The sequence below is a fragment of the Pseudomonas sp. TH04 genome (assembly GCF_016651355.1).
GTDB lineage: Bacteria > Pseudomonadota > Gammaproteobacteria > Pseudomonadales > Pseudomonadaceae > Aquipseudomonas > Aquipseudomonas fluorescens.
Map to the genome: position 1 here is coordinate 2,071,697 of NZ_JAEKEA010000001.1, position 14,649 is coordinate 2,086,345.

General features: G+C 60.3%; 11 protein-coding genes. 4 read left to right on the forward strand and 7 right to left on the reverse strand.

The genetic code is table 11. The features are described from left to right. Positions 1-257: 257 nt before the first annotated feature. Positions 258-1,352, reverse strand: a complete 1,095-nt coding sequence (locus JFT85_RS09295; RefSeq protein ID WP_201229746.1) for a PLP-dependent cysteine synthase family protein — start codon at positions 1,350-1,352, stop codon at positions 258-260. A gap of 216 nt (positions 1,353-1,568) precedes the next feature. Here JFT85_RS09295 and nhaA point away from each other — a divergent pair, with 216 nt between their 5' ends. From nhaA to JFT85_RS09310, 3 genes are all read left to right on the forward strand, one after another. After that, entirely contained in the window at positions 1,569-2,744 is a 1,176-nt protein-coding gene (gene nhaA / locus JFT85_RS09300) for a Na+/H+ antiporter NhaA (protein WP_069552046.1), read from the forward strand. A 209-nt stretch (positions 2,745-2,953) separates the two neighbouring features. Continuing rightward, a complete protein-coding gene (locus JFT85_RS09305) occupies positions 2,954-4,576 on the forward strand; it encodes a methyl-accepting chemotaxis protein (protein WP_053254784.1) in 1,623 nt (540 codons plus the stop codon). Between the two features lie 548 nt (positions 4,577-5,124). Then, on the forward strand, positions 5,125-5,445 hold the full coding sequence (locus JFT85_RS09310; protein ID WP_053254783.1) for a DUF6124 family protein: 321 nt from the start codon (positions 5,125-5,127) through the stop codon (positions 5,443-5,445). A gap of 105 nt (positions 5,446-5,550) precedes the next feature. Here JFT85_RS09310 and JFT85_RS09315 read toward each other — a convergent pair whose 3' ends face one another. The 6 genes from JFT85_RS09315 to dinG all read right to left on the reverse strand — a co-directional run bounded on the left by JFT85_RS09315 (position 5,551) and on the right by dinG (position 14,043). After that, positions 5,551-6,015, reverse strand: a complete 465-nt coding sequence (locus tag JFT85_RS09315) for a glycine zipper 2TM domain-containing protein (RefSeq protein ID WP_053254782.1) — start codon at positions 6,013-6,015, stop codon at positions 5,551-5,553. Positions 6,016-6,278: 263 nt separating this feature from the next. Next, positions 6,279-6,926 carry a pyridoxamine 5'-phosphate oxidase gene (gene pdxH, locus JFT85_RS09320; protein WP_053254781.1) on the reverse strand — a complete coding sequence of 216 codons (648 nt, stop codon included), beginning with the start codon at positions 6,924-6,926 and terminating at the stop codon, positions 6,279-6,281. Between the two features lie 27 nt (positions 6,927-6,953). Beyond that, entirely contained in the window at positions 6,954-8,132 is a 1,179-nt protein-coding gene (locus JFT85_RS09325) for an OmpA family protein (protein ID WP_053254780.1), read from the reverse strand. 142 nt (positions 8,133-8,274) lie between these two features. Continuing rightward, complete coding sequence (locus JFT85_RS09330) at positions 8,275-9,420, reverse strand: serine hydrolase domain-containing protein (protein WP_053254779.1); 1,146 nt, start codon at positions 9,418-9,420, stop codon at positions 8,275-8,277. Positions 9,421-9,502: 82 nt separating this feature from the next. After that, entirely contained in the window at positions 9,503-11,800 is a 2,298-nt protein-coding gene (locus tag JFT85_RS09335; RefSeq protein WP_053254778.1) for a beta-galactosidase, read from the reverse strand. 98 nt (positions 11,801-11,898) lie between these two features. Beyond that, positions 11,899-14,043, reverse strand: coding sequence for an ATP-dependent DNA helicase DinG (gene dinG, locus JFT85_RS09340; RefSeq protein WP_053254777.1), 2,145 nt, complete (start codon positions 14,041-14,043; stop codon positions 11,899-11,901). 99 nt (positions 14,044-14,142) lie between these two features. On the opposite strand from dinG, the gene JFT85_RS09345 reads away from it, so the two are divergent. Further along, a complete protein-coding gene (locus JFT85_RS09345; RefSeq protein ID WP_053254776.1) occupies positions 14,143-14,607 on the forward strand; it encodes a CopD family protein in 465 nt (154 codons plus the stop codon). Positions 14,608-14,649: the final 42 nt, after the last annotated feature.

A 14,649-nucleotide genomic window follows, 5' to 3' on the forward strand; every position in this document is an offset into this window, starting at 1 on the left:
TTGTGATTCGAGTGGTGCTCGTCCAACTGTTCGGGCTTGTCGGCCAGAGTGGAAAGGTGGATGGCAGCTTTGCTCCCACTCGTGCTTCTAGCACCGCGGACTCACAGCTTGCCATCCACCCCTCTCACCTCAGAGTTTATTCCCAGATCAAGACACAAGCGGGCCTGCTCGCGAATGCGGTGGTTCAGTCAACGATTTTTCGACTGACCGTCCGCATTCGCGAGCAAGCCCGCTCCCACATTGGGTGTTGCGCTGTATCAGATGTTGGCGCGCAGGACGCTGTCCGGCAGCGGCTCGCCCTGTTCAACACTGGCCGCAACGGCCGCGATCAAACCGTCAAGTTCATAGCCCTGCCCCGTCAGCCACGCCTGATCGTAATAAGTGGTGGCATAGCGCTCCCCACCATCACACAAGATCGCCACGATCGACCCCGACTCCCCCGCCGCTTTCATCTGCTGCGCGGCCACCAGGGCACCAATCAGGTTAGTCCCGCTGGAGCCGCCAACCCGCCGCCCCAGCCGTTCGGCCAGGTAGTGCATGGCGGCCAGTGACAGCGCGTCCGGCACCTTGACCATGGCATCAATCACCTTGGGCAGAAACGACGCTTCAACCCGTGGCCGGCCGATGCCTTCGATGCGCGAACCGCACTCCAGGCGCAGGCTGGCGTCGCCGGTCTGGTAGTAATCAAAGAACACTGAACGTTCGGCATCGGCGCACAACACGCGGGTGCAATGCTGGCGATAACGCACATAGCGTCCCAGGGTAGCGGTCGTGCCACCGGTGCCGGGGCTTGAGATCAACCAGCTCGGTTCGGGGTAATGCTCAAAGCGCATCTGCTGGAAGATCGACTCGGCGATGTTGTTGTTTGCCCGCCAGTCCGTCGCCCGCTCGGCGTAGGTGAATTGGTCCATGAAGTGACCGCCACTTTCCTTCGCCAACCGTTCGGACTCGGCGTATATCTGCGTCGGATCATTCACCAGATGGCTCTTGCCACCGTAGAAAGCGATCTGTGCGATCTTCTCTTTCGACGTGGTGGCCGGCATCACCGCAATAAACGGCAGGCCGAGCAAGCGTGCAAAGTACGCCTCGGAGATCGCCGTCGAACCGCTGGATGCCTCGATCACTGGTGCACCCGGCTTGAGCCAGCCGTTACACAAGGCATACAGGAACAGCGAACGTGCCAGCCGATGCTTGAGGCTGCCGGTGGGGTGGCTGGACTCATCCTTGAAGTACAACTCGATACCCGGCAAGCCCGGCAATGGCAACGGGATCAGGTGTGTGTCGGCGCTGCGTTGAAAGTCCGCTTCGATGATGCGAATGGCTTCACGGGCCCAGATACGGTGGTCACTCATAGGGTGCGTCTCTAAAGATTTCAGCCCCGATTTTAGGGGGTTTCCTACACTGCACACAGATACAGTGACGTATCAATTAGACACACAATTGCTAGGCTTCGGCCCATCATCGATCCTGACCATCGCTTATAACAAATAAGAATATAACTTTTGTTTTAACAACTAACGGTACGGGTTAGGGTACCCACCTATTGAACCTGGATTGGAGAGCATCCCTTGCCTCTGCGTAGCACTTTCACCCGTTTCTTCCAGCTGGAAGCCGCCAGCGGTCTGTTGTTGATCGCCGCTGCCGCCTTGGCGCTGATCATTAATAACTCACCGTTGTCGCACCTCTACGGTGCCTTCCTCGATACCCCGGTAGTGGCGCAGATTGGCGCACTCAAAATCGCCAAGCCCGCCTTGCTATGGATCAACGATGGCCTGATGGCCCTGTTCTTCCTGCTGATCGGCCTGGAGGTGAAGCGCGAGTTGCTCGACGGTCACCTGTCCAAGCCCTCGCAAGTGGTCTTGCCCGGTGCAGCGGCCATTGGCGGCATGGTCGTACCCGCGCTGATCTACTGGGCGATCAACAAGGATTACCCCGCCGCGCTGTCCGGCTGGGCGATCCCCATGGCCACCGATATCGCTTTTGCCCTTGGCGTACTGGCCCTGCTGGGCAAGCGCGTGCCGGTGTCGCTGAAACTGTTCCTGATGACCTTGGCCATCATCGATGACCTCGGTGCAATCATCGTCATCGCCGTGTTCTATTCAGCCGACCTGTCGGGCGCCGCCCTGGCAGGTGCGGGCGCGTGTCTGGTTGCGTTGATCGCGATGAACCGCCTGGGCGTGATCAAACTCGGGCCCTATCTGATCGTTGGCCTGATCCTGTGGGTCTGTGTACTCAAGAGCGGCGTCCACGCCACGCTGGCTGGCGTGACCTTGGCGTTCTGCATTCCGCTGCGCACCAAAAACGCCGAACCTTCGCCATTGCTGACCCTGGAGCACGCGCTGCACCCGTGGGTGGCCTACGCCATCCTGCCGTTGTTCGCGTTCGCCAACGCGGGCGTATCCCTCACCGGCGTGAGCCTGGAAAGCTTCACCCACCACGTGCCCCTGGGCATCGCCGCTGGCCTGCTGATCGGCAAGACCATTGGTGTGTTCGGCCTCACCTGGCTGGCCATCAAGACCGGCCTTGCCGCCCTGCCCAGTGGCGCTAACTGGGGTCAGGTGTTCGGCGTGGCGATCCTGTGCGGTATCGGCTTCACCATGAGCCTGTTTGTCGGCTCCCTGGCATTTGTGCCGGGCGCCAGCGAATTCGCCGGCGAGGATCGGATGGGGATTCTGACCGGGTCGATCCTGGCAGCGTGTATCGGCTATGCCGTGACGGCGATGGCGAGTCGCAAGAAAGCCTGACTCCAGTCTGAAACACCCCAAAACCCCAGCCGGTCGCCCGGTTGGGGTTTTTCTTTTTCCGCCGCCTACGTTTAGCCGGCAATCCGGCTGCCCCACCTAAAGACTTTCGCTCAGCCGCCGACTAGAGGGTATGGCGATCTCACCGTCCGCGCCTGGGACACCCGCCCGACACTGCTTCCCAACGCGTTTTCAGCCCGAGCGACATGCCCATGTTCCTGAGAAATATAAGAATCGCAGCCAGAGCCTTCATCGGCTTCGCCGCTATTGCATCACTGAGTGTGTTTCTCGGCCTGTTTGCCCTCAAGCAGATTGGCGAAGTCCAGTCACAAGCCGCTGACATTCAGAACAACTGGATGCAACGCGTCAGGATCCTCGCCTTGGCCAATGCGTCCCTCGACCGTTATCGCCTGGGCGAGATGGCGCACATCCTGTCTTCCAGCGATGCCGACATGCAGACCTACGAAGACAAATCCGCCGGCCGCCTGAAAAGCGTCAAGGAGCAGCTTGGCCAATATGCAGCGCTGCTGAGCACTGCTGAGGAAAAATCACGCCTCGATGTGTTCAACCAAAGCCTCGATGGGTACGCGAAGAACCACACCGAGATGCTCAAACGCTCGCGTTCCGGCGACAAGGCCGGCGCCCGCGACTTTCTCAACAGCATTCGAGAAAGTTATGAGCAGATGACCAAGAACTTCGACCAACTGATAGACCTGGCCAACAAAGGCGCAGAACAGGCCGGCCAGACGTCCGTAGCCGCCTATCAACATGCCGTGGGTGGCATCTCAATCGTGATTCTGCTGGTGAGTGGTGGCACCGTATTGGTGGCCTGGCTGCTGACCCGAAGCATTACCGGCCCCATTATTGAAGCGGTACACGTAGCCGAAACCATTGCCAGGGGTGATCTCACCCAGCCTATCAACCCGACGGGCAACGACGAAGCCACCCGCCTGCTCCGGGCACAAGAGACCATGCGCAATAACCTGGTGCAGACCCTGCGACAAATAACCGGTTCCTCCAACCAACTGGCTGCAGCGGCCGAAGAATTGAATGCCGTGACCGCCGAAGGCAGCCGGGACTTGCAACAGCAACATGGCGAGATTGAACAGGCAGCCACTGCTGTCACTCAGATGACCACCGCCATTGAAGAGGTCGCCAGGAACGCGGCCTCCACCTCCGACCTGTCCCAGGAGTCGCGAAGCATTGCCTTGAAAGGCCAGCAGCGCATGGTTGAGGCGTTGAACGCCATCAAAGCCTTGACCCGTGGCGTGGAGGTCAGCTCCGGGCAAGTGGGCGGCCTGGCTGAACAGGCCAAAGGTATCGGCAAAGTGCTCGATGTTATCCGCACCATTGCCGAGCAAACCAACCTGCTGGCACTGAACGCGGCCATCGAAGCTGCACGTGCCGGTGAGGCCGGCCGTGGTTTTGCCGTGGTCGCCGACGAAGTTCGCGCCCTGGCCCACCGCACGGCCCAATCGACCCAGGAAATCGAACAAATGATTGGCGGTATCCAGACCAACACCGCCAGTACCGTCAACACCATGCTCGACAGCAGCACCATGACTCAGCAAACCCTGGGTCTGGCCGAACTGGCACAGCAAGCGCTGGCGGATATTCTGGCTGCCAACGATGAAATCAATGACCGAAACCTGGTGATTACCACGGCGGCCGCGGAACAAGCCGGCGTTGCCCGGGCGGTCGATCGCAACTTGCTCAATATTCAACAACTGTCGGTTCAGTCCGCAGAAGGCTCGACCCAAACCACCGCCGCCTCGCAGTCCCTCGCCAGCCTGGCGCATGAATTGAACACGATGGTGAAGCACTTCCAGATTTGAAGTGACAGGGTAAAAAACCAAAAGGCCGCTTCGGTTTTAGCCGAAGCGGCCTAGCAGGAACACGTGATAAACACACAGGGCATTCACTACGAGGCTCCACGTGCGTCGTGCAAACTTCGACATACTCGGCCCGCCATGAGTTGAGCCGTACCGTCAGTGTGCGTTCAGATCTGTGATTGCGTCCTGTGCGTAGGCAACCCCAGCCGCAAACTCATTTTTTAATACCTGCGTTTTTGCACCTTTAGAAACATGCATCAGACATTTCCCACAAGTCGCCGGGATTGCCTTGCCCCTGACCGCCCACTAATCTCCCCCCGTCGCTGACACTCAGCGATCAGGCGTCGCGGCCTGTTAACTTGATGCATAATTGCCATCGTTTTTCGTCAGCTACTCCTGTGGCTGGCGCCTCGTGTTATGGCAGCTGTGCGCGGGATACCTTCGGGTATGCCGAGTTTCAAGTTCTCGGTCCGCGAACCTGCGTACAGCTGCCACCTTCCATCGCGTCGCGGCGATCAGGGGCGGCTCCAGCCAAACTTGGAGATTTACCCATGTACAAGGTCACACCGAATCCTCCTCCGTTAGACACCGCACAGTTATTGGCACAAGCAAGCCGCGCCGCCAATCATTTCGAGCCCGACACCACCTCGTCAAATCGTTACGAGCCACTGTTTTCGATCAGTTCAGCCGCCAACACAGAGGCCTTGTTGGTAAATGCATACGAAACCCTGATAGGCGCCAGCGGGCTGACCTCTGATTTGGCAGACACAGTGGACGGAAAAACACGCAGCCAATTGTTAGCCATTGGGCAGTTACTGGAACTGGCGGGGCTTTTAGTCGACCGAGCAATGGAGCAGCAGTGCCCTGTCTAATGAAGCTAAAAGCGCTTAGCTTCAATTTGTAGACATCCTGCCCCCTAAAACAAAAACCCCAACCGGTCACCCGGTTGGGGTTTTTTGTGTTTCAACGGCCAGCGCTTAGCGAGTAACGCGGCTGGTGCCGTTAACGGTCATGATGCGCACACGGTCGCCGATGCGGAAGACTTCGTTGGCATCAACGGCCTGGACGTAGGCGCGCATGCTGCCATCGTCTTCGCGAACGGTGATTTCAACGCCCTGGGTACGGGTCAGGCCTTCTTCAGCGGCGGAACCCAGCAGGCCACCGGCAACAGCACCGATAACGCCGGTGACGATACTGCCACGGCCACCGCCAATGGCGCTGCCACCAACGCCACCCACCACGGCACCGGCAACGCTGCCGATTGGGGTTTTGGTGCCTTCGATTTTCACCGGACGCAGGGATTCAATGGTACCCATGCGAACGGTCTGTACACGACGCGCTTCGTCACGGGAGTACGAGTCGCCGGTCAGACTCGAGGCGCAGCCACCCAACAACAACGACAGGGTGGTAAAGCAGGCAACTAGTAAAACGGACTTACGCATAGCATCAACTCCAAAGGACAGGTAATCATTAGACGCCGCAGCTTGGCGCCTGTCACGGCAAGCACGCCAGAAAATTGCTTTCATTCAGCCTTAGTACAGACTGCCAGTACCAGAAAAATCGACGAACGGTAGCGCTCACCCTGTTCCGGAGAACGTCATGAAAGCGCTCTTCATTGTAGTCGCGCAAACGAACACGCCGAAGCCTCCTGTGTGGAGACTTCGGTGCGAGGGTCAGCATTCGGATGCAATGAAGAGGATGAAACTCAGGGCGCCAGGCGCTCACGCGTCCATTCGCCGGCTTGCAGGCGATAGTTCAGGCGGTCATGCAGGCGGCTGGCGCGGCCTTGCCAGAACTCGATGCGCTCAGGCAACAAACGGTAGCCACCCCAGTGCTCGGGGCAGTCGGGTTGGGTATCGCTGAAACGCTGTTCGGTCTGCTTGAGCAGCTCCTGCAGCTCTTCACGGTCACGAATGACTTGGCTTTGCGGCGATGCCCAGGCGCCAAGACGGCTGCCCAAAGGCCGAACCTGATAATAAGCATCCGACTCTTCAGGCGTTACCTTGACCACCCGCCCTTCGATGCGCACCTGGCGCTCCAGGGTGGGCCAGAAGAAGGTCATGGCCGCAAACGGCCGCGCCGCGAGTTGTTCACCCTTGGCGCTCTGATAGTTAGTGAAGAAGGTAAAGCCCTGTGCATCCAGGCCCTTGAGCAACAGGATGCGGCAGTGCGGGCGACCGTCCTGATCAACCGTTGCCAGGGTCATGGCATTGGCCTCCACCGGTGGCTGCTCGGTTTTTACCGCCTCGCCAAACCATTGGTGGAACAACGCAAACGGCTCGCCCGGGGCCTGGGCCTCGCTCAAACCGTCCCGTGTGTAGTCACGGCGCATATCGGCCAGTGCCTGGGTCATGCAGCTTTATCCTTCTGTTTCAACGGATCAGTTTTTCGCCTGGTCGTTCGCAGCCGGGGCGGCAGCCTTCGGTGCGGCTTTTTTCGCGGCAGGCTTGGCAGCGGCTTTTTTCGCAGCTGGCTTGGCGGCAGCTTTCTTGGCCGGGGCCTTTTTCGCCGGAGCCGCTTTTTTCGCAGCCGGGGCCGGCACAGGGGCTGGCGCAGTTTGCACAGCGACCATGTCAGCGACCGGTGGTTTGCCCGAGTTGTACTTGCTCAGCAACGCCAACATAGTTGTACGCTGAGTGAACAGGATTTCCATGCGACGATTCAGCGCACGGCCCTGGTTGCTGTCGTTGGCGGCACGCGGCATAAGGTCACCCATGCCACGCATCATCAGGCGATCCTGCTTCAAACCGCTGAGGCTGAAAATCGAAGCGATGGACTGCGCACGCTCGCGGGTCAACGCCTGGCTCACCGGTTCGGCACCATTGGTGTCGACGTGGCCAAGAACCAGCACCGCGGTCTTCGGATCGCCTTCAACCGCCTTGGCAACGCGGGTGAACGGGCCCAAGGTCACCGGCAGCAGCATGGCTGGACGTTTCGGGTTGTAGGAGCCATCAACCGGCGCGATCACCACGAGTACGTTCTCGCGACGCTCCAGCTGCAGGTTGCTGTCCTTGATGGCGGCGCGCAGGCGCGGCTCATAGTCGTCCAGCCAGGCTTGGGTGATTTTCGGGTCTGGCATCGGCACGTTGGTCACATCGACCTTGGCCAGTGGCTTCGGCTTGCTTTCGAAAGGCCACCACCATTTGGTCTCGGTGTCGGTCTTGGCGACAGCCGGCGCAGCGTCCGGGGTGGCAGCCGGAGTTGCAGCCTTGAGGTCGGCTTTCAGGTCGGCCTTGGCATCAGCGGCCTTTTCATCAGCGCTTTTGGAGAAGAACGGCCACCAGCTGGAACCGGTGTCAGCCTTGGCGACCGGAGCAGGTGTGGCAGCAGCGGCAGGCGCTGGAGCAGCAGCTGCGGCAGCAACCGGCGCGACAGGCTTGGCGCCCGCAGCAGGTTTGGCATCCGGTTTGGCGTCGGTTTGGGTCACTGCGTCCTTGGTAGCAGCCTTATCAGATCCAAATGACCACCAATGCCCACCTTCGGCATCATTTTGTGGTGTTTGTGCGCAGCCAGTAATAGTGAGGCACAGCGCCAGTGCCAAGGACTTGTTCGATAACATGAGATATCCACAAAATGAGAAAAAACCAGGGGGTCTGGTGACCCGTTAAACAGACGCTTACAGAACATTAAAGTTACAAAATTTCGTTCAGCGCCTTCTTATACTTGCCTTTGTAACAAAAAAACGTGAAACAGCAAGCTCTTTACAGACAACCGGCCAATATTCCGACCAACTTCTGTGCACGCGGGTCCATAAGTACATAAGGCCCCAGTGTATTAGTCACGAAACCAAACGCTACATCATGTTCAGGGTCGGCAAACCCGACCGAACCACCCGCGCCCGGGTGCCCAAACGCATGTGGGCCAAGGCCGAACGTGGCGTTAGGCAATTGCGGCTGATCCAACATGCAGCCCAAACCGAATCGGGTTTGGGTCAATAAGGTTTTATCCGGCCCAATACTGTGTTCACGTGTCAATTGTTCGAGCATGTCGGCTTCGAGCAAACTACCGTCCAACAATCCGCTATAAAAGCCTGCCAGGCTGCGCGCATTACCGTGACCATTTGCCGCTGGCTGCTGCATGCGCCGCCATTCGGGTTTATTAGTGCTGGTCAGAATAGACGGGGGATTGGCAAACGCACGTGTCGTCATGGCGTTCGGTTCGCGCATCATTACTTGAAGTAAGCGTTGCGCGGCTTCATCGCCCATATTGCCTTTGCTGCGCGCAATATGTGCCACACGATAAAACTCTTCGTCCGCCAGGCCGACATGAAAGTCCAGGCCCAAAGGCCGCGCAACCCGCGCCACAATCGACTCACCCGGCCCGCGCCCATCGGCGCGGCGCAGCAACTCGCCGACCAGCCAGCCGTAAGTGATGGCTTCGTAACCATGCCCTTGGCCCGGCGTCCACCAAGGGGCCTCGGCCGCAAGGGTGTCGACCATCAACGGCCAGTCATACAGGGCTTCAGTGGGCAGCATCTCGCGAATCGCCGGCAGCCCGGCCTGGTGGCAAAGCAACTGGCGCAAGGTGATGGTGTCTTTACCGGCCGCCGCAAACTCGGGCCAATAGTTGGCGACAGGGGCGTCGAGTTGCAACTTGCCCTCAGCCACCAATTGCAGGGCCGCCACAGCGGTGAAGGTCTTGGTGCAGGAAAACAGGTTGACGATGGTGTCGCTGTGCCAGGCCTCAGCGCCATCCTTGTCGGCGGTACCCGCCCACAGGTCGACGACTGTTTCGCCGCCGATCTGGATACACAGCCCGGCACCACGCTCCTGCGGGTCATCGAACAATGCGGCGAATGCTTCACGTACCGCTTCGAACTGGAGCGTGTAATGACCCTGAATCTGCACCTAAGCCGCCTTGGAAAACACCGTAAGAATTGGCCGACATTGTTCCAGTCCTTGTGCGATTTGTGAACCCGTCAACGATGAATCAATGGCCATTTCCAGAGTGACCGCCAGCATGCCCGGCGCCCTGCCCCGGGCCTTTGCCTTCATGCCCCGACTTACCGCCTGCATGCTCACGCAGCGCGCTGGCCGCCGTGGCCTTTTCGGCCTCTTTGCCCAGTTGCGCCACCGCTGCCAGGTTGCTTTTGCGCACGCTGTCGACAAAGCCCTGGAACGGCACATCGGTGATGCCCACCAGCCCGAAGTGGCCGTTCTCGCCGTCGAGCAGGCGCCCGGTCACCGGCTGGTCCAGATACTGGAACCAATGCACACCGACGATCGACGGCTCGGCCATGGCCTGTTTGAGGAAGTTGCCGTACGCCGCGCCGCGGTCTTCTTCCCGGGCCAGTTGAGTGACGCCGCCCCAGAACGGGCCACGGTCTGCCGAGCCAAAGTTGAACTCGGTGATCAGTACCGGTTTGTCCAGCGCGCGCAAGGCAGCGAAGTCATAACCGTCCTGAGGCTTGAGGGTGTACATATTGAAGCTCAGCACATCGCAATACTGGGCGCAGGACGCCACCGATTCAGGCGTGCTGACGGCATACCGGCCACCCAGCAACAATTGGTTGGGTGCGTGCCATTTCAGCGAATCGGAGATGGTCTTGAAGTAGGCATCGGCGAAGGTCTGCTGGAAGTATTTAAAGTCAGCTTCGATTTCCGGGTGCTCGGGGTTCGGCATCGGCGGTTCGAACCCCGGGTCTTCCATCAGCTCCCAGCCGGACAAGTGAATACCCCAGGCTTTCGAGAGGCCGTCTTCGTTACGGTATTTGTCGCGCAGTTGCTTGAGGAACGCGCGCTTGGCCGGTACGTCAGTGGTCATGCGCAGCGTGCCGTAGGCCAACGCGTAACGGGATTTGGGATCGTCACCCGGACCGGCCCAGGCCAGCTCGTTGTCGGCGAAAAAGCCGATCAGCCAGGGGTCGTCGCGGTGATCGCGGGCGGCAATCGCCACGGCGCGCTCGGTGGCCATGGCAAAACGCGGGTCGAATGGGTCGGGCATGCCGCCCCACCAATCGGTGCCGGTGCTGATGCTGGCGTAGTCACCGACAATCGACAGCGGCAAGGTGTACGGCACGCGGTCGGCGGTGGCCAAGGCTGCGTCGCTCCAGTTGCCTACGGTGTTGAAACCCCAGGCTTGCAGACGGTCGAGGGTGTGGGTGACCCAGCGCTTCTGGTCGAAACCGTCAGTGCCGTAGGCGCGCTGCAAGTTGGCGCCGTAAAAATCGTACCAACGCCCGACATTGAAGCCACGGCCCTGGTCGGCGCCGTTGCCGCCACGGTTATCGCCGCTTCCGTAATACTTGTCGAACGGCTCACCGGCCTTGGGCAATGCGGCAAACATCCACTCGCGCCCAGCCACGTAGGTCTGATTGTTGTCCGGGGCTACGGTGTTAACGCCCAGGGAGTAGAAGGGATGGCCTTGTGGCGTCACCAGGTACCAACGACCGTCGCGCTTCTCGGTGCGGAAAAACCCGCTCGCTTCAAACGCTGGGCCTTTGTTCCAGCCGCCATATTGGTCCAGGGCTGATTTGTCGCGCTCGGCCAGCCAACCTTTGAGCTGTTGCTGCTCCTTGGCGGCGGCGGCCTTGAGTTGCTCGTCGCTGCTGACTTTTTCCGGCCAACGCGCGCGCGTGGACTGGCCATAGGCATCGACCACTTCGCTGTAGGCCGCCTTCAGCACCGGCTCGAGGTCCTGTACACCGAAGCGTTCCAGCAGGATGCTTTGGGCCGCATTGGGCTTGATCATCGACAATGTCACCGAGGCCACCTGGCTGCGGTCGATCTCACCGGCGCTGCCGGCCAGCAGCACACGTTGGCCATCCACGGTGATGGGCATCGGCGGGCCAGCCTTCATGCCCTGGCTCAGCGGCGAGTTAGCTTGCAACGGGATCAACAGGGTCTGCACCGGGCCGGCCGGCAGGTCGATGCGGCTGACCAGGGTTTTACCATCCGTGCTCTGCACCTTCACGTACAGGGTCAGCGCCCAGTCCATGGCGCTCTGGATACGCAGGCTCATGGCGCCGGACTGCGACCAGTCCCACACGCCGCTCTGCGGGCTGAGCACCAGGCTCGGTTCGGCCGCCGGGTTGAAGGTGATGCGGCGCAGCACTTCGCCTTCGGCGGTTTGCTCGGCATTGTATTGGGGCAGGCTGGCGTCCTGGGTCGCCACCTTGACCACATCGGCAGGCCGGACGAAGTTGAACAGCGTTTGTTGCCCGGCAGGCGCGGCCATCAAGGGCGCGGTGAACAACAAGGCAAACAGAGCGGGCAGCGTGCGAATCATACGAACAAGGTTCTCCCAAACGGCCGGTGACTGGCCTGATGACATAAAGCGTTGGCAGTGAGATAGACCACGCAGTGGGCGAATTCGCCCACGGTGGCTCAGGAAATTTCGCGCCTGAACGGCGGCAAGGCATTGAGGATAGCTTTGCCGTAGCGCTGCGTGACCAAACGGCGGTCGAGCAAGGTGATGGTGCCGCGGTCTTCTTCGGTGCGCAGCAAGCGACCGCAAGCCTGGACCAGTTTCAAGGAGGCATCCGGCACCGAGATTTCCATGAACGGGTTACCGCCCCGCGCTTCGATCCATTCGGCCAGGGCCGCCTCGACCGGATCATCCGGCACCGAGAACGGGATTTTGGCGATCACTACGTGTTCGCAGTAGGCTCCGGGCAAGTCCACGCCTTCGGCGAAGCTGGCCAGGCCGAACAGCACGCTCGAATCCCCACCATCGACCCGTGCCTTGTGCTTGTTCAGGGTCTCCTGCTTGGACAGGTTGCCCTGGATAAACACTTGCTTGCGCCAGTCGCGGTCGAGGCCGTCGAACACGTCCTGCATCTGTTTACGCGAAGAAAACAGCACCAGCGTACCGCGCGAACCTTCAACCAACTCCGGCAGGTCGCGGATAATCGCAGCCGTGTGCGCCGCGGCATCGCGCGGGTCGGCCTTGAGGTCCGGCACCCGCAGCACGCCCGCGTCGGCGTGATGAAACGGGCTCGGGACCACAGCGGTGACGGCTTTTTTCGGCAACCCGGCACGCATGCGGAAACGATCAAAAGTGCCCAAAGCCGTCAGCGTGGCCGACGTTACCAGGCAGCCGTAGGCCACGTTCCACAGATTGCGGCGCAGCATTTCGGCGGCGAGGATCGGGCTGGCGTTGACCTCGATATCAAACAGCGCGCCGCTTTCCGACAAGGTCAGCCAGCGCGCCATCGGCGGGTTGTCTTCCGGGTCTTCAACGGTGAAGGCGGTCCACAGCTCCCAGTTGCCTTGGGAACGCGACAGCAGGCTGCCGAACAACGGGTACCATTCTTCGGCCTGGTTGCTGGCGATGCCGATGTTGACCTCGCCGTCCATGCCTTCCTTGAGCAGGTCAGTCAAACGGGTAAACAGGTCGGTCAGGCGCGAAAAGCCCTTTTTCAGTTCAATGCCCATTTCGCGCATGTGCTCGGGGATCAAACCGCCAACAAAGCGATGACGCGGCCGCTCCCGGCCTTCCACGTCTTCACCGGGCTTGAAATCGGCCACCTGCTCACAGGCACTGAACATGAATTGCTGCTGGGTCTTGATCTCCCGCGCCAGCTCCGGCACTTGCTCGATCAGCTTGCCCAGGTCGCCGGGCAGCGGGTGTTGAGCCAGCAGTTTGGTGAGGTTCTTGGCGGTGGTTTCCAGCCAATCGGCGGTGGAGCGCAGGCGCGTGTAGTGGGCGAAGTGGCCGATGGCTTTATCCGGCAGGTGGTGGCCTTCGTCGAATACGTAAAGGGTGTCGCGCGGGTCCGGCAATACGGCACCGCCGCCCAGGGCCAGGTCAGCCAGGACCATGTCGTGGTTGGTGACGATCACGTCGACCTTGCCCATGCCTTCGCGGGCCTTGTAGAAGGCGCACTGGCCGAAGTTGGGGCAATGGCGGTTGGTGCACTGGCTGTGGTCGGTGGTCAGGCGCGCCCAGTCGGCATCTTCCAGGGCGGTGGGCCAGCTGTCGCGGTCGCCGTCCCATTTATTGCCGGCGAGCTTCTCGATCATGCTGGTGAACAGCTTCTGGCTGACTTCATCAACCTCGATCTTGAAGCCTTCTTCTTCGAACAGCGAAGCCGTGGCGGTTTGTGCGTGGCCTTCCTGCAGCAATACATCGAGCTTGGACAGGCACATGTAGCGGCCACGGCCCTTGGCCAGGGCGAAAGTAAAGTTCAGGCCGCTGTTGCGCATCAGGTCGGGCAGGTCTTTGTAGACGATCTGCTCTTGCAGCGCGACAGTGGCGGTGGCGATCACCAGGCGTTTGCCTGCAGCCTTGGCGGTAGGGATCGCGGCCAGGCTGTAGGCCACGGTCTTGCCCGTACCGGTGCCGGCCTCGACGGCCACGACTGCGGGGTCGCCACTGCGCCGACCTTCGTCGTCGGTGTCGATATCCCCGAGGACTTTGGCCACTTCGGCGATCATCAGGCGTTGGCCGTAGCGCGGTTTCAAGCTCTTGGCTTCGAGAAAACGCGAATAGGCGCCCTGGATCGTGGTTTTGAGTTCAGTGCTGATCATGGATTGTCGGGCGCAAAAAACGCTGGATAAATTTTCAGTGGTTCGGATCGGCCGCTATCATACCCCGCTAATTAATCCCGCGCAGAACGGAGTACCACAATGACCGCGTTTAGCCTCGCTTACACCCTGCATGTACTGGCCGCCCTGATCTGGGTTGGCGGTATGTTTTTCGCCTGGATGATCCTGCGCCCCGCCGCCATGGCGGCACTTGAGGGCCCTGCCCGGCTCAAGCTGTGGGCAAATGTGTTTCAACGTTTCTTCGTATGGGTCTGGGTCGCGGTGCTGGTTTTGCCGATCAGCGGCATCGGCCTGCTGCAACTGCGTTTCAGCGGTTTCGAAACCGCGCCGCGCTATGTGCAGGTGATGATGGGGTTATACCTGGTGATGACGGCGCTGTTTATCCGCATCCAGGCATTGAAGTTCCCGGAACTGCGCGCAGCGGTGGCCGCTGAGGATTGGCCGGCGGGTGCGGCTGCGCTGGGGCAGATTCGCAAGCTGGTGGGGATTAATTTGATCGTGGGGCTGGTGGTGGTGGCGATGGCTTCGGCTCGGCCGATGTTCTGAGGCGATCGTTAGTCCGCCATCGCGGGCAAGCCCGGCTCCCAC